This window comes from Ensifer adhaerens, from assembly GCF_000697965.2.
GTDB classification, from domain to species: Bacteria; Pseudomonadota; Alphaproteobacteria; order Rhizobiales; family Rhizobiaceae; genus Ensifer; species Ensifer adhaerens.
Map to the genome: position 1 here is coordinate 1,007,925 of NZ_CP015882.1, position 18,664 is coordinate 1,026,588.

Sequence of the window (18,664 nt, forward strand, 5' to 3'; positions counted from 1 at the left end):
TCTCAGCTTGCGAGCAGCATCCGGTCGGTCTTCATGCCGAAGTGACCAATGAGTTTCGGGATCGTGACCTCGGCCTTTTCCGCGCCGGTGATCTCGAGCCGGATCTGGCCGGCATCGAGCATCACCACGCTATGGCCGAAATCGACGGCGTGCTGCATGTTGTGCGTCACCATCAGCGTGGTGAGATTGAAGGCTTCGACCGCGCGTACCGTCGCCTGCATGACGATGTCAGCCGTGCGGGGATCGAGGGCTGCGGTATGCTCGTCGAGGAGCAGCAGATCCGGCTGGTCGCACGTCGCCATGATCAGCGAAAGCGATTGCCGCTGGCCGCCTGAAAGCAGTTCGACGCGCGTGTCCAGTCGGTTTTCGAGCCCGAGGTTCAGCGCAGCGAGGCGTTCGCGGTAGCTTGCGAGCCGCCTGGCATTGAGGCCACGGCCAAGGCCAAGTTTCTTGCCGCGCAATTCGGCAAGTAGCATGTTTTCCGCAACCGTCATCGAGGCGGCGGTGCCTTTCATCGGATCCTGGAAGACCCGGGCCACCCGTGTCGCACGTTTGTGCACGGGCAGTGCCGTCACATCGTCGCCGTTGATGAGGATCTTGCCTGAATCGAGCATGAGCGCGCCGGAAATGGCATTGAGCATGCTGCTCTTGCCGGCGCCGTTCGATCCGATGACGATGGCGAAGTTGCCGGTCGGAAGCGTCAGGCTGAGATCGTTGAGGGCGATCTTCTCGTCGGGCTGCCCCTTGTAGAAGACCTTTCGTGCAGATCGGATTTCGAGCATCCGTTCCTCCTCTGAGCAATTCCGTAGAGGCCGCCTCCGCAGCCTTGCTTCCGGAATTCATGTAAATACGAATGGACAGGGCGCGCGCGGCGCGCTCATGGACGGCGGCGTCGTGGCCGCCGCCGTAGCTGGCGTCGGATTACTCGACGATGCAGTTGCAGTCGGCGAGCGAAGCCGGGATCTCGACGCCGAAGGCGGCCATCGCCTTCTTCGAGATCAGTGCCTGGTGGTCCTCATAGGCAGGGAAAACAGGAGCAATGGACTTCGGGTCCTTGCCCTTCAAGACTTCAGCCGCAATCTTGCCGGCATTCTTGCCGACCTGCTCGTAGTTGACGGCAAAGCTTGCCGGCACGAAACCCTCCTGTACGGCAGTATCGACGGCATTGACGACCGGGATGCCCGCCTGGCGCGCGGCCGACGCGACCGCCGCGATCGCCGGCTGGATCATGTTGGAGGTCGGGCCATAGATGACGTCGACCTTACCGGAGAGCGAGGTGATGCGCTGCTGGATGTCGTTGAGGTTGTCGACGCCGACTTCGACGACTTCAAAGCCCTGCTCAGGCGCAATTTTGCGCACAGCTTCGAGCAGCGCGACGTCGTTGGCCTCGCCCGGATTGTAAGGCAGACCGACCCGCTTGGCGTTCGGCAGGAGCTTCCTGGTGAAGTCGAGCACCGCCGCCATGTCCTGGCTGTCGGTCGCACCGGTGATGCCGTCATCACCGCTTTCGCGGGAAGGCACGAGCTTGGCCGCGACCGGATCGGTCACGGCCGTGAAGATCACCGGGATGCCGGAGCCTGCGAGCGCCTTCTTGGCGATCTGCGAAACCGGGGTGGTGACGGTGTATACGAGCTTTGGCTGTTCGGCCTGCAGCTTGGCGATCATCTGCGGCACCAGCGAGGCGTCGAAATTGGTGTGGCTCTCCGTGTAGACGACGTCCTTGCCCTCGACGAAGCCGTTTTCGGCGAGCGCCGCCTTGAAGCCGGCGATGGCGGCGTTGAGCGGTGGGTGTTCGCCGAAATTGGCGATGCCGATGCGGATCGGATCGGCAGCCGCCGAACCGATGCCGGCAAGCACCAGGCCCGCCGCCATCAGGCCTGTGATGAGTTTCGATTTTGTCGTCGCCATGTGTTCCTCCTCCAGCTGTTGCAGTGACAGCACGAGCGATGAGGAAGCGCAGCCCAACGGCAAAGTCAACGATATAGTATACACTTATAGCAATTGGCGATTATCATATATTATTCTCGCATATATGATTACCGAACATTCGGGCGGTGAATTTTGGAGGTGCCTTTGGTCGACGAGCAGGAAAACAGCACAAAAACAGAGGCCGCCTACAGGATTTTGCGGACCGAGATCCTCATGGCCCGCCTGCAACCGGGGGCGCCGTTGCGGCCCGACCTTCTGAGCAAGACCTATGATGTCGGGCGGACACCTCTTCGAGAGGCACTGTCACGGCTGGAGGCCGAGCGGCTGGTAGTGGCGATCTCCAACCGCGGCTTCACCGTCGCACCCGTGTCGCGCAAGGGGCTGGAGGATCTGACGAAGGCGCGCGCGGTCGTCGAAATCCCTCTATTGCTGGAAGCCATGGAGCGCGGCGGCTCGGAATGGGAATCGGCGATCGTCACGGCGCACTACCGTCTGTCTCGCTGCAAGACGATCGTCGAGGATTCTTCCGACCTTGCCGTGGATACCTGGATGGAACGGCACGAGGCATTTCACGCCGCCCTCTTGAGCGCTGCGCAATCGAGTTGGCTGATGCACTTCCGCTCGACCATCTCCGACCAGCTCCAACGCCACTACCGGTTCCTCGCCTTCGCCCCAGTCCTGCGCGTGGCGCACGGAGAGACGGCCGGCTACGCGGAGGCCATGGCCGCGCTGCATAAGGCGCAATCAATCGGTCCGCACACCGAGCTGATGGAGGCCGTACTCGACCGCAACGCCGAACGCGCTCGGATCCTGATGGACGAGCATTTCGGCTATCCGCTCGAAGTCTACGCCGTCGAGGAAGGGGAAGCTGCGTCATCTGCATCCCGCAAACCATCAACACGCCCGGGAACTCATAAGAAATCCGCATGAATTAATGCTGATTAAGGCGATTGTTATGGGGAAAGCGACCCTGTTTCATGGCGCCTAAGCAAACGGAAGCGGCGTGATTTGCGCGGGCATGAGGAGGCCTGCGCGATCAACTGACACGACGAAAGAAGAATTCGGAACGCGACACAGGGGTGTGTTCGCCGCCGAGCTGTCGTTTGCTTGCGCCGCTGCCAGCCTTGGACGCGTCCGTTCACCGATATTCCAGGAGGAGACCAACATGCCGAGAAGGCTGATCATCACGTGCTCAATTTTGTGTCTGGCCGCGGGCACTGCGCTTGCCGCGGGTTGGGAAAAGGAAGTACCGACGGAGATCAACATCCAGGATCCCCACCTCAAGCGCTGGTCGGAACTGACCTACGACAAGCAGCCGCCGGCGCTGACGCCGGGCAAGGACTACGGCATGGATCCGGCGACGGGCAAGTTCAACGCGCCGCGCGCCACAGCACTCGGCGCATCGCCGAACTTCCCCGGCCAGCTCACCCATTGGGACGACAAAACCTACAAGAGCAACGTCGAGGAAATCGCCTTCTACCCGCACATCACGTCGCCCTGGCATGCCTGGCCCGACGTCGCGGATTTTGACGGCAAGCGCTACATGTACCTGCATGACCGCGACTACATGCGCGTGCTCGACATCACCGACCCGGCCAAGGCCAAGGTCGTCTATTCCAAGGGCGGCGTCTGGGGACCGGACGGTTCAAGCGAAGACTGGGACGCCAAGACGGTCCAGGACTATTTCGGCGGCATGACGATTGCCTGGAGTGAAAAGCTCCAGAAAAACGTCGTCGTAGCCTCCTACGAGATCGGCCGCTTCGGCATTCTCGACAACAAGCGCACCCAGCCCGACATCGTCGAGACGCTACGCCACTACAATTCGCTCAAGGGCTTCAAGGTCTACGAGATGAACGGGCCGCTGCCGAGTGACTGGACGCTGATCGCCACCCGCACGACCGACATCAACAACCCGGACGCGCCCATCGGCAAGCAGCAGGGCTCCGGTTCGCTCGACGCACCCGCCTGGTTTGGCGGCAAGTACATGTACCTCTCGTCGGCGCCCGACGACAGCTACGCATTGACCGAGTATCCGGACTACCTGCATTCGCCGGGCTACCAGGCTTGGGACATGACGGACCCGGCCAATCCTCTTTTCGTCAGCCAGGTCACCGTTCCCGGACAGGTCGTCGGCGACAAGGCAAGCGAGGACGCCTACCTGATGAACCCGCGCGCCGGCAACCGCACGTCTTGGATGGGCTCGCGCATGCCGCTGTTCCTGCCGAAGCCGGTGGAAAAAGGTGGCAAGATCGGCTTCGGCGCGATGGGCGGCCTCGGCTTCTACACCTTCGATCTCACCAATCCCGGCACGCCGGAAATGATGGGCCATCTGAGCATCCCGCCAAGCTTTGCCGGTACCGAATTCGACAATGCCGATACCAGCCAGTACGAGCGCACCGGCTATGTCTTTGCCAACGGCTACCCGATGAACTCCAACTGCTACGAGCCCTACAAGGACGTGCTGGTCATCGACGCCAAGGATCCGAAGGACCCGAAGGTCGTCGCCACCTTCCCGCGTCCGACACCCCCGGCAGAGGCCGAATTCACCGACTATTGCCAGCGGCGCGGCAGTTTTGGTCCGAAGCGGTCCGGCACGACCCACCAGCCCGGTTACAGCCGGCAGGGCATCCTGCCTTATGCCTTCTACAATGCCGGGCTGCAGATCTTCGACGTCAAGGACCCGAAGGATCCGAAGATCGCCGGCTACTACGTGCCGCGCTTCCCCAAGCCTGAGGAAATGCCCGAATACACCTATGAAAACGCCAGCTTCGCGGTCTTTACCGAGTACGACCGCAACATCATCTGGCTGATCAGCATCGACGGCATCCGCGCCCTGAAGACGCCGCTTCTCGGTGTACCGAAAACCGGCCTTGCCGGCGAAGTCTGGCCGCCGCGCGGGTAACCCCCGACTGGCCGGTATCGCAAACGATACCGGCCCTTTTTTCTCTCATTCCATACAGACCCGCTCAGCACCCGCTTGTCCCGCACGCCACGGACGGAGCCGGCGAAGCTTTGCCAATTTTCAAGAACCGACAAGGGAACGAACTCGATATGTACAAACCAACCAGTGCTACGGCACTTCTCCTCCTGAAAGGTGCCGCAGCGGCGCTCTGCCTGATGGCCGCCACCCAAGCGGCAACGGCTGCAGACGCGGAACCGGTCGAATCTGTCCGCGTCTGCGATGCCTATGGCAACGGTTTCTTCTATGTTCCGGGCACCGAAACCTGCCTGAAGATCAGCGGCTACCTGCGCCACGAGGTTGCGGCCGGCGACGATGTCTACTGGGGCGGCTCGCTCGATGGCTTGCCCGGCAAGGCGCGGGCGACACTACGCTTCGACGCTCGCAATGAAACCGAATTCGGTACGCTGCGCTCCTATCTGGAGACGCGCTTCGAGCACAAGGCATCGGGCGAGCGCATCTACATTTCGGAAGCGCTTATCGAGCTTGCCGGCTTCTCGGTCGGCATCGCCGATTCGCTCTTTGCCAACTGGACCTGGGGTGCCGGCAACGTCATCTACGACGACGTCATTTACTACTCGGGCGACCGTACGATGCAGGCGAGCTATACCCACGACTTCGGCAACGGCTTTTCCGCCATGGTGGGCGCAGAGGAAGGCAATGGCTCCTGGGAACTGGAGGTGGTCGACGCGTCCGGCGTGGCAAGCCGCGAGTGGTTTGACCTCCGGGCCGACAGCATTCCCCACCTCCTCGGCGGGGTGAAATACGAAGCGGACCGGATGACGCTTTTTGGCATGGCGGCCTATGACACGCGCTATGATGCCTGGGCCTTCAAGGCGCGCGTCAACCTCGACGTCACCGACACGCTCTCATTGTTCGTCATGGCTGCCTACCAGTCCGACCCGAGCCGGCCGAACTACTACGGCAGCTGGTACGGCGACTGGGCAATGTGGGGCGGTGCTTCCGTGAAGGTCAGCGAAAAGGCAACCATCAACAGCCAGATCGACTTCGAGGAGGATGGCACCTGGAACGCAGCCCTCAATGTTGCCTATGAGATCGCGCCGGGCTTCAAGATCACGCCGGAGCTCGACTACACCGCTTTTCGCGGGTTTCGCGGACACGAGGACGCCTTCGGTGGTGTCGTGCGCTTCCAAAGAAACTTTTAAGCTTCGCGTTGAGGAACCGGCGGCGACCTTGCTGCCGGTTTTTATCCGGCTGCAGCAACGATGCGGGCTGCCCTTGCCAGAGAAACCTTCGCGCTGTGCAACTCCCTGAACGGAATCGAACCCCGCCACCAGTTGTTTCAAAGCTTACGAGTATCTCACCACTCCAAGATGAGCATTCCAGGCGGCGACTGCTCGCGGCCAGGGTCCGTTCGCACGCGGCTTGACCGGTTGAAGGGTCGTGCGCCAAAGGATTTCAGCATAGGGCATGCCATCGGCCGGGAACCGGGCGCGAACTTTCCCTAGCAACGGAAAGAATTACCATCGCTAGGCTGTCAGCCTTTTGGCAGCCCCTCTGGCCTCAGGTACTTTCGTAGCGCTGCAATGCGAAAAATCGCGTTGGCGGCTCCGTAGCCGCGATAGCCCCGTCTTTCGACGATCTCGAAGAAGAAACCTTCGCCAAAGGTCGGGCTGTAGAGCTGGTAATACTCGCCGTCCTCGTCGCGGTCATAGAGGATGTTTTCGGACTTCAGCCTTTCGACGAGTTGAACGTCGAGACCGAAGCGCGCTTCAACGTCATCGTAGTAGTTCGGCGAAATCGGTAGCGCCTTGAAACCATTGGCGCGCAATGCCTGCGCAGTCGAAAAAATGTCATTGGTGGCAAAGGCCAGATGCTGGACGCCGGAACCGAAGGTTTCGGCGATGAACCGGCCGGCCAGCGTGTTGCGATTTTCCGCGCCGTTCAGTGTCAGGCGCAACGTGCCGGCGTCATTTTCCACGACCTGGCTGCGAACGATGCCTGCTGGATCGACGATGTCGATCATCGGCGTCTTATGAGCATCGAGTAGCGATGTGTAGAAGAGCAGCCAGGTTAGCATTTCCTCATATTTTACGGTCTGAGCGATGTGATCGATGGAGCATAATCCGGCCGCGATGACAGAGCCGCCGTCGCGCACTGGCTCAAACTCGATCTCCCAGATCTTGGAGAGCTCGGATTTGTCGTCCAGAAAATAGATGAGCCCTCCGCCCACTCCGTGGATCGCCGGAACCACGAGCTCGCCTGGACCAACCGGCTGCTCGAATGGTTCTGCCCCAAGCACCCGTGCCCTTTCTACCGTCGCCGCAGCATCATCCACCATGAGGCCGAAGGCATAGGCGGACGTGCCGTGAACGAGATAGGAAGCGCTGGCAAAGCCTTCGCGCTCGGTGTTGACCACCAAGTTGATGGCGCCCTGGCGATAAACCACCACTTGTTTCGTCCGATGCTGTGCTGTTTTCGTGAATCCGATTGAAATGAGCAACGCTTCGAGTTCGCTTGCTTCCTCTTCCGAGGCACTGAACTCCACGAACGCTACACCTCTCACGTCGGCGCGGGGGGGCATTATGGGGACCGGCAAACGAGTATCCGGTTCGGCGCGCCTAACCTGATCCCCGAGATAGATCAGCGAGCGATATCCGTCGACAGCGATCGCATTGGCATTGCCTCCACGAAATTGGTCGTTGAAGATTTCGAGCGATAGATAGCCGTCATATCCAGTTGCCGCCACCGCGCGGGTAAAGTCTGTCACTGGGAGATCGCCCTCGCCCGGCATATTGCGGAAGTGCCGGCTCCAATACAGCAGATCCATGTCGATCAGCGGGGCGTCGGCCAACTGGACTATGAAGATCTTCTCCTTCGGGATGGAGCGGATCGAGTTGATCTCGATCTTGCGCGACAGCGTATGAAAGCTGTCGAGAATCAGCCCGATACTCGGGTGATCGACGCGTCGGACGATTTCCCAGGCGTCTCGATGATCGCTGATATGACGTCCCCAGGCGAGCGCTTCGTAACCGACGCGCAAGCCCCGCTTTGCGGCCCTTTCGCCGAGTTCGCTAAAGTCCGCGGCCGCCCTGTCAATGCCACCAACGGCAGCCGGCGAGACATTGGAACAGACAAGGACGAGGTCCGTGCCAAGCTCCTCCATCAAGTCGAACTTGCGCTCGGCACGGTCGAACGTTCGGGCTCTCAACGGCTCCGGCATGCCCTCAAAATCCCGGAACGGCTGGAACAGACTGATCTCCAAACCGAAATCTCGCACCATGCGGCCGACCTGACGCGGGCTCTCGTCAAAGGCGAGGAAATCGTTCTCGAAGATTTCGACACCGGCAAAGCCCGCCTTGGCGATGGCACGCAGCTTGTCCTTGAGGTCGCCGCTGAGCGAAACCGTTGCTATCGAGGTCTTCATCACTTGCTCCTCGGTGGAATTTTCGGGAATCAGCCGGTCATTGCCTTGAAATGGGCAAGCATCCGCGTTGTGTCGGGCTCAAGACCTGTAAACAGGCGAAAAGCGCCAACTGCCTGGAATACCGCCATTCCTCCACCGTCGAGCGTGCGGCATCCGCGTCGCCTCGCTTCTGAAAGCAGCGGCGTTTCGAGCGGGAAATAGACGATCTCGGCGACCCAGTGCCGCGGATCGAGAAGTTCGGCGTCAAGCGGCATCCCGGGATGGTTCGCCATGCCGGTCGGCGTGGCGTGAATCAACCCGGATGCCGATCGCATCGCAACAGAAAGGTCCGTACCGGCGGTGATGTCGGCTTCTGGAAACAAGGCGGTCAGCATCGCGGCAAGCAATCGCGCCCGTTCCGGCTCGCGATCGAAAACGATGAGACGCTTCAGGCCAAACGAAAGCGCGGCATAGGCTGTTGCGACGCCCGCACCTCCTGCTCCCAGTTGCACGCCCGAGGAAAGATCTGCATCGGGCAATCCGCGCCTGAAGCCTTCCGCAAAGCCCCACCAATCGGTGTTGTGGCCATATCGTCGCCCTCCTGTGAGCACGACCGTGTTGACGGCACCGAGCCTGTGTGCGTCTGGCGAGAGTTCATCGAGATGGGCAATGACCGACTGCTTGCACGGATGGGTTATGTTGAGGCCGGCAAACCCCTGCCTCTCAGCGTCGGCGAGCAGCCGCGGCAGATCATTTTCCGTCGCACCAATTTCGGAAAGATCGATAAGCTCATAAGCATAGCGGAGTCCCTGAGCTGCACCTTCGGCCATGTGCATGGCGGGCGTCAACGAGGCCTGGATGCCTGCACCGATCAGGCCCGCCTTCAAGGGTCTTACAAGCGTTTCGGACATTGTTTCCGTTTCCATCTTCTGAGCCCGTTGCAAAGGGCAGCCAGCCTGCGGCCCGCCGCGACTTTGCGGGCGGGCCGAAGTATTCGCGCGGTTACTGGCCCCGCGCGGCACCTATCTCCTTGAACAACAACTGCACGGTGTCAGCGCCGATCTCGGCGCTAAACTTCTCGATCACCGGCTTGACGGCGTCGCGCAGCTTCTGCGTCTCCTCGGGACTGAATTCGCTGACCTCCATGCCTGTCTTGCGGATTTCCTCAAGGGCTGCGGTATCCGCCTCGCGCGAGACCTTGCGCTGATAGTCGCGGGCCTCGGTCGCGGCCGCCTGCAGGACGGTCTTTTCCTCGTCGTTCAGGCCGTCCCAGAACTTCTTGCTGACGAGCACGATCTGCGGATTGTACTGGTGACGGGTCAGCGTCATGTATTTCTGCACTTCGTAGAACTTGGCGTTCAGGATGTTTGCGGCGGGGTTTTCCTGGCCATCGACCGTTCCGGTCTCGAGCGCTGTATAGAGTTCGGTGTAGGGCAGCGGCACGGCGTTGGCCCCGAGCGTGTTGAAGAGCTCGATCGGGATCGGGGACTGGATCGTGCGGATCTTAAGGCCCTTGATGTCTTCAAGCTTGGTCACTGCATGGCGATTGTTTGTGAGATTGCGGAAGCCGAGTTCCCAGTATCCAAGTCCGACTAGGCCGGTATCGGGCAAAAGCTTGCTGAGGCTCTCGCCAAAGGGGCCATCCATCACCTTGTCCGCCTCCTCGCCACTATTGAAGAGGAAAGGAAGGTCGACGGCACCGAATTGCTTGACGTTGTTGGCAAGAATACCGGCGTTCAACACGGTCATCTCGATAACGCCGCCCTGGAGAGCAGAGACGGTCTGCACGTCACCACCAAGCGTGCCGCCGGGGAACAGCTTCACCTCGATCTTGCCGCCACTCCTTTCATTCACGAGCTCGGCGAACTTCTCCATGCCCGTCACTTGGGGGTGACCCTTGTTGTTGGCTGACGCGAACTTGATGGTCTGGTCGCGTATCTCTGCAAGCGTTGGCGCTGCTGCAAACAAAACGATCGGCAGGGCGACGCCCAGTGCCATTTTTGTCAATCGGTTCAACATGTTATCCTCCCAGATTGAGCCGGTAATCCCGCCGGCCTGTTGAAGCGCAATAAAAAGTTGCCGTCAGTGCCCGAACCAGGAGACCGGTACGGTCACCAGTTCTGGGAACAGGACGAGCAGGAAAAGGACGATCAGTTCGGCAATGAGGAAGGGCCACACGCCCTTCATCAGGTCCTCCATCGTCAGTTTCGAGACGCCGCAGATAACGTTGAGAACGGTGCCCACTGGCGGGGTGATCAGGCCGATCGAATTGTTGATGATGAACAGCACGCCGAAATAGACCGGGTCGATCCCCGCCTGTTTGATGATCGGCATCAGAACCGGCGTCATGACGAGGATCGTCGGCGTCATGTCCATCGCTGTCCCGACGACGACGATCAGGACCATGATTGCGATGAGCAGAAGGGTCTGGTTGTCCATCAGCGGTTCGACAAGCGCGGCAAGCGCACCGGGGACGTCTGCAACCGTAATCAGCCAGGCGGAAACGGCAGCGCAGGCAACCAGGAACATCACGACGGATGTAATTTTCGCGGCCGCTACGAAGACATGGAAGAGCTGGCCCGGCGTCAGCTCGCGGTAGATGACCATCGAGACGAACAGGGCGTAGACCGCCGCAACAACGCCGGCTTCGGTTGGCGTGAAAACACCAAACTTCAGACCAACGATGATGATCACCGGCAACAGAAGCGCCCAGACACTGTCGAGCAGCGCTCCAAGCCGCACGCGGGCGCTTTGTCTTGGCGGGAGCTCGAACTGCTCCTTGCGAGCGACGATAAGCCAAGTGATGCAAAGGGCCGCGGCGATCATCAAACCCGGGAAAATGCCCGCAAGAAAGAGCTTGGTGATCGAGACGCCGCCAACCACACCATAGAGGATGAAGCCGATCGACGGCGGAATGATAGGCCCGATGATCGATGCAGAGGCAAGCAGCCCTCCGGCGCGCGCCGGATCATGACCGCTCTTCAGCATCATCGGCAGAAGCAGCGCGCCGAGGGCCGCCGCGTCGGCGACAGCTGAACCAGAGAGGCTGGAAAGAATGCAGGCGGCAAAGATCGCCACGAAGCCGAGGCCGCCGCGGATGTGACCGACCATGGTCATCGCCAGGGCGACGATGCGGCGGGAAAGCCCGCCGGTGTTCATGACCTCGCCTGCAAGCAGGAAGAAGGGCACGGCCATCAACGGAAAGCTGTCGGCGCCGTTCAAGACGTTTTGGGCGACGATCTGTGCATCGAAGAGCCCGAGAAAGAGCATCAGGGCGACGCCGCTGATGATCAGCGCAAATGCAATCGGCACGCCGAGCGCCATGGGGCCGAGAAGTGCGCCAAGGAAGATGGTGACCGTCATCGGCTCGTCCTCAGCGTTTGACGGGCAGCGGCCCGAGCGTGGCCGTGGGGTGTGGGTCAAGCGCCACTTCGTCTTCGCTGTCGCGCACCAGTTCCGCCGTCGTCACGTCGATGCGTCCGGTCGCGATGGCGAAAGCGTCGGCAAGCAGGATGAGGAATGCGGGTACCCCAAAGGCGAGACCGGCCCCGTAGAAGAAGCCCATGGAAAGCCCAGTCGCAGGCGCGCCGACATGCAGGTTGATGAGCGTCTGCGTCCAGCTGCCGCTGATCATCAGCCAGGTAGCGTAGAGCATCAACACATGGCCAAGAAGCACCGCGACCTTCGCGGCGGCCGGCGGCAGTCGTTTGATGAGCGTATCAACGCCGAGATGCCCGTGTTCGCGCAAGGCAACCACGGCGCCAAGAAACGTGAGCCAGACGAAGAAGATGCGTGATAGCTCCTCAGAGACCGTGATGCCCTGATTGAACGCATAGCGCAAAACGACGTTGCCGAAGACGAGGACGACCATGCCGGCAAGCAGCAAGGCAATCGCCACCTTCAGCGCGAAGAAATAGAAATCGATAATGCGGATCATGCGCTCCTCCCAAAGCGGAGTGCCGTCTTGGCGCCCGCGCATCACATTGGCGTCACGGGGCGGCGTCAGGGCACCGGTGCGAACACATCCTCCTCAAGTCGTCTTCGCCACTACAAAATGTACGAACTAGTACGTATGTCAAGCAGACTCTCTTGAAAGACCCCCGTAACCTCAATATGAATCTCACGGGAGGCGGTGTGGCGAGCCTCTGCGCTCGCCCGTTTCGATTTGGTTTCATTGGAAAATTTCGGCGAGTGCCGGGGGAGTGATGAAAGAGAATGGCGGGGCGGGTTGAGGCAAGTCGGAAGAACGATCCGGAACGCACCAAGGAAGACATCCTTGTCGTCGCTACGGAAGAGTTCTCGACGCACGGCCTTGCGGGCGGACGCGTTGACGCGATCGCAGAACGGACCCGAACCTCCAAGCGCATGATCTATTACTATTTCGGGGGCAAGGAGGGACTTTACCTGTCCGTGCTTGAGCGCGCCTATCGCAAGATCCGCACGCTCGAGGAGGACCTGAAGCTTTCAAGCCTTGCCCCGGAAGAGGCGTTGCGTACGCTAATTTCCAGCACATTCGACCACGACGAGGCCAATCCCGACTTTGTGCGATTGGTCAGCATCGAAAACATCCACCACGCAGCGCATATGCTTCGGTCGGAAGCGATCCGTGATCTGAATGTCTCGGTCATCGAAACGATCGCGGGCATTCTGGACCGCGGTATCGCTGAGGGTGCGTTCAAGCGAAAGGCCGACCCGATAGATGTGCATATGCTGATCAGTGCCTTCTGCTTCTTCCGGGTTTCGAACCGATATACATTCGGGACTATCTTTCGCAGGGATCTTTCCGAATCGGCCACGATCGGCCGCCATCGCCGAATGATCGCCGACGCCGTGATCAGCTACCTCCAGACGGAGGAAGGGGCAGCGAACCCCATATCCTAGGGCTATCGCGCATGGGATGGGAAGCACTCAGGCAATGGGGTGTTAATGCCAGAACGCTGCCGATCTCAACGACGTGCAGCCCAGACCTCGATAGGCCTCGTCGGCAAGCGCTTGGCTGACGCACGTCACCGTCCACCGTTGGCTTGACGTTGTCGATGAGAGTGTGTCAGCTTTCCCGCCAGGAGGGCGCTCGATGTCGACGTCGCTGTCGCATATTCGTGAGATAGAACGAGTCGCCTCCGGGGCCGCGAGCCCACGCGACGAGCCCGTCGTCCAATCCTGGCTTCGCTGCCTCAATGATTACAAGCTGGATCCGACGATCGCGCAGGAAGCCTATATCGTTCCGGGATCGAAGCTGCGCGAGCATCGCGAACAGGCGGAAGAACTGATCCGCATCGGGCGTTCCGGGCTTGAAGGGCTGTTCAACCAAGTCGCCGAACAGAACTATGTCCTGTTGCTGTCCGATGCCCGCGGCGTCACCGTCGATTTCATGGGGGATCCGACCTTCGACAATCAGCTGCGCAAGGCGGGCCTCTATCTCGGCTCGGAGTGGTCTGAGAGCCGGGCGGGCACCTGTGCCGTCGGGGCGTGCATCGTCTCCGGCCAGCCGGTCATCATCCATCAGGACGATCATTTCGACGCGAGCCATATCGGTCTGACCTGTACGGCGGCGCCGGTCTTCGACACGCTCGGCGATCTGACCGCCGTGCTCGACATCTCCCAGCTCCGGTCGCCCACTGCCAAGGCAAGCCAGCAGCTGGCGCTGCATCTGGTATCCGCCACTGCGCGGCGGATCGAGCTTGCCAACCTCATGACCCGCACCCGCAACGACTGGGTCCTGCGGCTTGCCCGCTCCCCGGAATTCCTGGATGTCGACCCGGACGCCGCCATCGCCCTCGACGGCAGCGGCCGCATCACCGGCATGACCCATGGTGGCTTCGGCGCACTCGCCCGCTCGATGAACATCCGCGGCCTCCAGACACGCAATTTCCTCGGCCTTCCGCTCTCGGAGGTGTTCGATATCGACGTGGACGATTTGCCCAACTTCATGCGCGGTCGTCCGAACGGCGAACGCTTGCTGAGAGCCAAGAGCGGCCTAGTCCTATTCGCCAGCGCCATCGCGCCCGTCGTCAGCCTGCGCACGCCCGCCGCGCCCGAAGCGCGCCTCCCCCGAGCCCTGCGCGATCTCAGCCAGGGCGACGCGACAATGGAACGGGTGCAGACCCGCGCGGCAAAATTGGCCACACGCCGCATCCCAATTCTCATTCAAGGGGAGACGGGCAGCGGCAAGGAGTATCTTGCTCGCGCGATCCATGACAGCTGCGGCGACAATGGCAATTTCGTCGCCGTAAATTGCGCAGCCATTCCCGAACATCTCATCGAATCCGAACTGTTCGGCTACGCACCCGGTGCCTTCACGGGCGCCAGCCAGAAAGGTAAGCGCGGCCTGATCGAGGATGCGGACGGTGGCACCCTGTTCCTCGACGAGATCGGCGACATGCCGTTCACGCTGCAAAGCCGGCTGTTGCGCGTGCTCTCGGAAAATGAGATTCAGCCGATTGGGGCGCTGAAGGCCCGGCCAATCCGCCTGCGCGTCGTCTCCGCCTCCCACCGCGATCTGGCGGAACTGGTTAAGCAGGGCCGTTTCCGGGAAGACCTCTATTACCGCCTGAACGCCGCAACGCTCTCGCTCCCCGCCTTGCGAGAGCGTCAGGATCTTAGCTGGCTGATCGATCAATTACGCGCTCGTGTCGAGAAGGAGAACCACGAGTCCTACCGCATCGACACGACGGCTCGGGCGGCCTTGCTCGCGCATGAATGGCCCGGAAATCTGCGTGAGCTTTCCAATGTTCTGCGCGTGGCCGCGGCCCTTTCCGAAAATGGTCTCATCGATAGCGAGTGCCTGCCGGAACATCTCTTCTCCGAAGCCATCCACTCGTTGCCCGGCGAGGATGATGCGTTACGCCAGGCACTCAGGGACTGCGGCGACAACGTTTCGGCGCTTGCGAGAAAGCTCGGCGTCAACCGTTCCACGATCCACCGCCGTCTGAAGCGGCTCAACTGACGCAACGCCTGCAACACCTGTTGCACCCGGACTGTTGCATTTTCGGTGACTTTCGCTCCCGTCACGTTTCAAGCCTTTGATATCACAAACAAAATAGACGCAGTTGCGATCTGGCATGCTGCTTGCTGCCTCTCCTGTGCAAGAACAAACAGGAGGAAACACAATGAAAGCTCTGCGCTTTCACGCCGCCAAGGACCTACGCATTGACGATGTCGACGCTCCGCCTGCCCCTGGCCCCGGTGAGGTACTGGTGGAAAATCGTTTCTGCGGCATCTGCGGGACCGATCTGCACGAATACGCCTATGGCCCGATCTTCATCCCGAAGGAACCGCATCCCTTCACGGGTGCTCATGGACCGCAGATCCTCGGCCATGAATTCGGCGGCGTCGTGAAGGCGATCGGCGAAGGGGTTAGCCATGTGAAGCCGGGCGACAGGGTCTCCGTCCAGCCGCTGATCATGCCGCGCCGCGGAGACTATTATGCCGATCGTGGTCTGTTTCACCTGAGCGCCAACCTGGCACTGGCCGGCCTATCCTGGCACTCCGGCGGAATGGCGGAAGCGGCGCTGCTCAACGACTACAATGTCCAGCCCATTCCCGATGCGCTATCCGACGAAGAAGCCGCGCTGATAGAGCCGACCGCAGTCGCCGTATATGCGTGCGATCGCGGCAGCGTCACCGCCGGCAACAGCGTGCTGGTCACGGGCGCAGGACCGATCGGCATTCTCGTTGCCATGGCAGCGCGGGCGGCCGGCGCGTCGAAGATTTTTCTCTCCGATCTCAACGAGACGCGGCTTTCACTGGCGAAGGAAGCACTCCGCGAGGTCCGCACCATCAATCCCAAGATCGAAAAGGTCAGCGATGTTGTCCAGGCCGAAACCGAGGGCGGCGTTGGCTGCGATGTCGCCATCGAATGCGTCGGCAACGAACATGCGCTCAAGAACTGCGCGAGCGCGGTGCGCAAGCAGGGCGTCGTCGTGCAGACCGGCCTTCATCCAGGCGAGAACCCGCTGAACTGGTTCGACGTGACCTTCAAGGACATCGATATCCGCGGTTCCTGGGCCTATCCGACCCACTACTGGCCGCGCGTGGCGCGCCTGATCGCGAGCGGCCAAATACCGGCTCGCCGCATCGTCACCAAACATGTCTCACTGAGCGAAGCTGTTTCGGCAGGGTTCGACCAGTTGCTCGATCCCGCCGGTACGCACCTGAAAATACTGATCGACCTCAAGCGTTAGGCCGGTCCCCATTGCGGGACGGTTGAGGAGCCGTTCCGTTTGTCATCACAGAGCAGGAGGATAAAGGATGCTCGAGAAGACCCCCACCACCCGCGTTCAGGCACAGCTTGATGCCCTTGGCGCTGCACTCGAAACCGGCCGTATCGACGATGCGGTCAACCTCTTTGCAGAGGAATGCTACTGGCGCGACCTCGTCGCCTTCACCTGGAACCTCAAGACTGTCGAAGGCCGGGACGAGGTGCGCGATATGCTTCAGGCACAGCTTGCCTCTGCAAAACCCTCCAACTGGCGCGTCGCCGCCGGCGAAGAAGCAACCGAGGCGGATGGCGTGCTTGAAAGCTGGATCTCGTTCGAGACTGCGACGGGACGCGGCTACGGCCTCGTGCGCATCAAGAACGGCCTGATCTGGACGCTGCTGACGGCACTGGCCGAACTCAAGGGCCACGAGGAGAAATCCGGCTTTACCCGGCCGCTTGGCGCCAAGCACGGCCAGAATGTCGGCGCGAAAACCTGGAAGGAGGAGCGCGAGCACGAGGAGCGCACGCTCGGCTATGAGACGCAACCCTATGTCGTGATCATCGGCGGCGGACAGGGCGGCATTGCGCTCGGGGCCCGGCTTCGCCAACTTGGCGTGCCCACCATCATCCTCGAAAAGAACGACCGGCCAGGCGACAGCTGGCGCAAGCGCTACAAGTCGCTCTGCCTGCATGACCCCGTCTGGTACGACCACCTGCCCTACATCGATTTCCCGAAGAACTGGCCGGTCTTCGCACCGAAGGACAAGATTGGCGACTGGCTGGAATTCTATACCAAGGTGATGGAGCTGAACTACTGGACACGCTCCACCGCCAAATCGGCAAAATGGGACGAAGCCGCGAAGGAATGGACCATCGTCGTTGACCGCGACGGTGAGGAAGTGGTGTTGCGGCCAAAGCAGCTCGTCTTTGCGACCGGCATGTCCGGCAAGGCCAACATTCCGAATTTCAACGGCCGTGAGCGCTTTGTTGGTGACCAGCATCATTCCTCGCAGCACCCGGGGCCGGATGGCTACAAGGGCAAGAAGGTCGTTGTGATCGGCTCAAACAATTCGGCCCACGACATCTGTGCCGCGCTGTACGAGGCGGGCGTCGACGTCACGATGATCCAGCGCTCGACGACCCATATCGTCAAGTCCGACACGCTGATGGATATCGGCCTCGGTGGGCTTTATTCGGAACAGGCGCTGGCCAACGGCGTAACGACGGGCAAGGCGGATCTCATCTTCGCGTCGCTTCCCTACCGGATCATGCACGAGTTCCAGATCCCGCTTTACGACAAGATGCGCGAGCGCGACGCCGATTTCTACGCGGCACTGGAAAAGGCCGGCTTCCAACTCGATTGGGGCGCGGATGGCTCAGGTCTCTTCATGAAGTACCTGCGCCGCGGGTCCGGATACTACATCGATATCGGCGCGTCGCAGCTGATCATCGATGGCAAGGTGAAGCTTGCCGCAGGACAGGTGGAAGAGATCACCGAAACCTCGATAAAACTGGCTGACGGCAAGGAGATCCCGGCCGACGTCATCGTCTATGCGACGGGCTACGGTTCGATGAATGGCTGGGTCGCCGATCTCATCGACCAGGAGACAGCCGACAGGGTCGGCAAGGTCTGGGGACTTGGCTCCGATACGCCGAAGGACCCCGGCCCCTGGGAGGGCGAGCAGCGCAACATGTGGAAGCCCACGCAACAGGATGCCCTGTGGTTCCATGGTGGTAACTTGCACCAATCGCGCCATTATTCGCAGTACCTGTCACTGCAACTGAAGGCACGATTGGAGGGTATTCAGACGCCGGTTTACGGTCTGCAAAGCGTCCATCACAAGCGCTGAACCATTTAAGAGGCAGAGGGAGCTTGAGCGCCCTCTGCCTGTCGGTGTGTCCGCGTGCAGGCACCCCAGTGCGGCTGTGTGCCATGCGGACATAGCCAGGAGATTGACGCTGAGCCCGCACTTAATCCTCGTCCGAGACTTGCCAGACCTTCCGGTCCGAACCTTAGAGACATCACCTAGCTGGAACCCTGACCATCGGGTTAGGGCGCGTCTGCGGAGACAATCAAGACTGACAGGAACCAGTAGCAGCGAGGAGCGTTAATGCAACGGATCCTTCATGTCGTCTTCAGGTTGGGTCCAACGCGAGCCCCACACGCTTCGGGCCCCTAAAGTCGCCTTCGGGGCCATTGTACCGGGTG

At 60.8% G+C, this 18,664-nt stretch carries 14 protein-coding genes; 7 read left to right on the forward strand and 7 right to left on the reverse strand.

What is annotated here, in order from left to right; all coding sequences use genetic code 11:
- Positions 1-2: 2 nt before the first annotated feature.
- Together FA04_RS32195 and FA04_RS32200 are read right to left on the reverse strand one after the other, a co-directional pair.
- Entirely contained in the window at positions 3-782 is a 780-nt protein-coding gene (locus FA04_RS32195) for an ABC transporter ATP-binding protein (RefSeq protein WP_034796481.1), read from the reverse strand.
- A gap of 139 nt (positions 783-921) precedes the next feature.
- Complete coding sequence (locus FA04_RS32200; protein ID WP_034796482.1) at positions 922-1,908, reverse strand: ABC transporter substrate-binding protein; 987 nt, start codon at positions 1,906-1,908, stop codon at positions 922-924.
- A gap of 165 nt (positions 1,909-2,073) precedes the next feature.
- Between FA04_RS32200 and FA04_RS32205 the strand changes: the two genes are divergently transcribed.
- From FA04_RS32205 to FA04_RS32215, 3 genes are all read left to right on the forward strand, one after another.
- Positions 2,074-2,859, forward strand: coding sequence for a GntR family transcriptional regulator (locus FA04_RS32205; RefSeq protein WP_034796484.1), 786 nt, complete (start codon positions 2,074-2,076; stop codon positions 2,857-2,859).
- Between the two features lie 235 nt (positions 2,860-3,094).
- The gene (locus FA04_RS32210) at positions 3,095-4,831 is read left to right on the forward strand and encodes an LVIVD repeat-containing protein (RefSeq protein WP_034796537.1); all 1,737 of its coding nucleotides are present in this window, start codon (positions 3,095-3,097) and stop codon (positions 4,829-4,831) included.
- Positions 4,832-4,980: 149 nt separating this feature from the next.
- Positions 4,981-6,054, forward strand: a complete 1,074-nt coding sequence (locus tag FA04_RS32215; RefSeq protein ID WP_034796486.1) for a porin — start codon at positions 4,981-4,983, stop codon at positions 6,052-6,054.
- Positions 6,055-6,386: 332 nt separating this feature from the next.
- Here FA04_RS32215 and FA04_RS32220 read toward each other — a convergent pair whose 3' ends face one another.
- From FA04_RS32220 to FA04_RS32240, 5 genes are all read right to left on the reverse strand, one after another.
- Positions 6,387-8,276: a bifunctional sugar phosphate isomerase/epimerase/4-hydroxyphenylpyruvate dioxygenase family protein gene (locus FA04_RS32220; RefSeq protein WP_034796489.1), complete on the reverse strand. Its 1,890-nt coding sequence runs from the start codon at positions 8,274-8,276 to the stop codon at positions 6,387-6,389.
- 29 nt (positions 8,277-8,305) lie between these two features.
- Positions 8,306-9,166, reverse strand: coding sequence for a shikimate dehydrogenase (locus FA04_RS32225; protein ID WP_034796491.1), 861 nt, complete (start codon positions 9,164-9,166; stop codon positions 8,306-8,308).
- 91 nt (positions 9,167-9,257) lie between these two features.
- The gene (locus tag FA04_RS32230) at positions 9,258-10,274 is read right to left on the reverse strand and encodes a TRAP transporter substrate-binding protein (protein ID WP_034796493.1); all 1,017 of its coding nucleotides are present in this window, start codon (positions 10,272-10,274) and stop codon (positions 9,258-9,260) included.
- 63 nt (positions 10,275-10,337) lie between these two features.
- On the reverse strand, positions 10,338-11,618 hold the full coding sequence (locus FA04_RS32235) for a TRAP transporter large permease subunit (protein WP_034796495.1): 1,281 nt from the start codon (positions 11,616-11,618) through the stop codon (positions 10,338-10,340).
- Positions 11,619-11,628: 10 nt separating this feature from the next.
- Positions 11,629-12,192 carry a TRAP transporter small permease gene (locus FA04_RS32240; RefSeq protein WP_034796497.1) on the reverse strand — a complete coding sequence of 188 codons (564 nt, stop codon included), beginning with the start codon at positions 12,190-12,192 and terminating at the stop codon, positions 11,629-11,631.
- 278 nt (positions 12,193-12,470) lie between these two features.
- On the opposite strand from FA04_RS32240, the gene FA04_RS32245 reads away from it, so the two are divergent.
- From FA04_RS32245 to FA04_RS32260, 4 genes are all read left to right on the forward strand, one after another.
- Positions 12,471-13,136: a TetR/AcrR family transcriptional regulator gene (locus FA04_RS32245; protein ID WP_034796499.1), complete on the forward strand. Its 666-nt coding sequence runs from the start codon at positions 12,471-12,473 to the stop codon at positions 13,134-13,136.
- Positions 13,137-13,329: 193 nt separating this feature from the next.
- On the forward strand, positions 13,330-15,201 hold the full coding sequence (locus FA04_RS32250) for a sigma-54-dependent Fis family transcriptional regulator (RefSeq protein WP_034796501.1): 1,872 nt from the start codon (positions 13,330-13,332) through the stop codon (positions 15,199-15,201).
- A gap of 163 nt (positions 15,202-15,364) precedes the next feature.
- Positions 15,365-16,438 carry a 2,3-butanediol dehydrogenase gene (locus FA04_RS32255; protein ID WP_029742884.1) on the forward strand — a complete coding sequence of 358 codons (1,074 nt, stop codon included), beginning with the start codon at positions 15,365-15,367 and terminating at the stop codon, positions 16,436-16,438.
- Positions 16,439-16,505: 67 nt separating this feature from the next.
- The gene (locus FA04_RS32260; protein WP_034796504.1) at positions 16,506-18,305 is read left to right on the forward strand and encodes an NAD(P)/FAD-dependent oxidoreductase; all 1,800 of its coding nucleotides are present in this window, start codon (positions 16,506-16,508) and stop codon (positions 18,303-18,305) included.
- Positions 18,306-18,664: the final 359 nt, after the last annotated feature.

Bases quoted from the DNA above. Each gene is read 5' to 3' on its own strand.
- FA04_RS32195 (WP_034796481.1), bottom strand. From the start codon at position 782: ATGCTCGAAATCCGATCTGCACGAAAGGTCTTCTACAAGGGGCAGCCC.
- FA04_RS32200 (WP_034796482.1), bottom strand. From the start codon at position 1,908: ATGGCGACGACAAAATCGAAACTCATCACAGGCCTGATGGCGGCGGGC.
- FA04_RS32210 (WP_034796537.1), top strand. From the start codon at position 3,095: ATGCCGAGAAGGCTGATCATCACGTGCTCAATTTTGTGTCTGGCCGCG.
- FA04_RS32215 (WP_034796486.1), top strand. From the start codon at position 4,981: ATGTACAAACCAACCAGTGCTACGGCACTTCTCCTCCTGAAAGGTGCC.
- FA04_RS32220 (WP_034796489.1), bottom strand. From the start codon at position 8,276: ATGAAGACCTCGATAGCAACGGTTTCGCTCAGCGGCGACCTCAAGGAC.
- FA04_RS32225 (WP_034796491.1), bottom strand. From the start codon at position 9,166: ATGTCCGAAACGCTTGTAAGACCCTTGAAGGCGGGCCTGATCGGTGCA.
- FA04_RS32230 (WP_034796493.1), bottom strand. From the start codon at position 10,274: ATGTTGAACCGATTGACAAAAATGGCACTGGGCGTCGCCCTGCCGATC.
- FA04_RS32235 (WP_034796495.1), bottom strand. From the start codon at position 11,618: ATGACGGTCACCATCTTCCTTGGCGCACTTCTCGGCCCCATGGCGCTC.
- FA04_RS32240 (WP_034796497.1), bottom strand. From the start codon at position 12,192: ATGATCCGCATTATCGATTTCTATTTCTTCGCGCTGAAGGTGGCGATT.
- FA04_RS32245 (WP_034796499.1), top strand. From the start codon at position 12,471: ATGGCGGGGCGGGTTGAGGCAAGTCGGAAGAACGATCCGGAACGCACC.
- FA04_RS32250 (WP_034796501.1), top strand. From the start codon at position 13,330: ATGTCGACGTCGCTGTCGCATATTCGTGAGATAGAACGAGTCGCCTCC.
- FA04_RS32255 (WP_029742884.1), top strand. From the start codon at position 15,365: ATGAAAGCTCTGCGCTTTCACGCCGCCAAGGACCTACGCATTGACGAT.
- FA04_RS32260 (WP_034796504.1), top strand. From the start codon at position 16,506: ATGCTCGAGAAGACCCCCACCACCCGCGTTCAGGCACAGCTTGATGCC.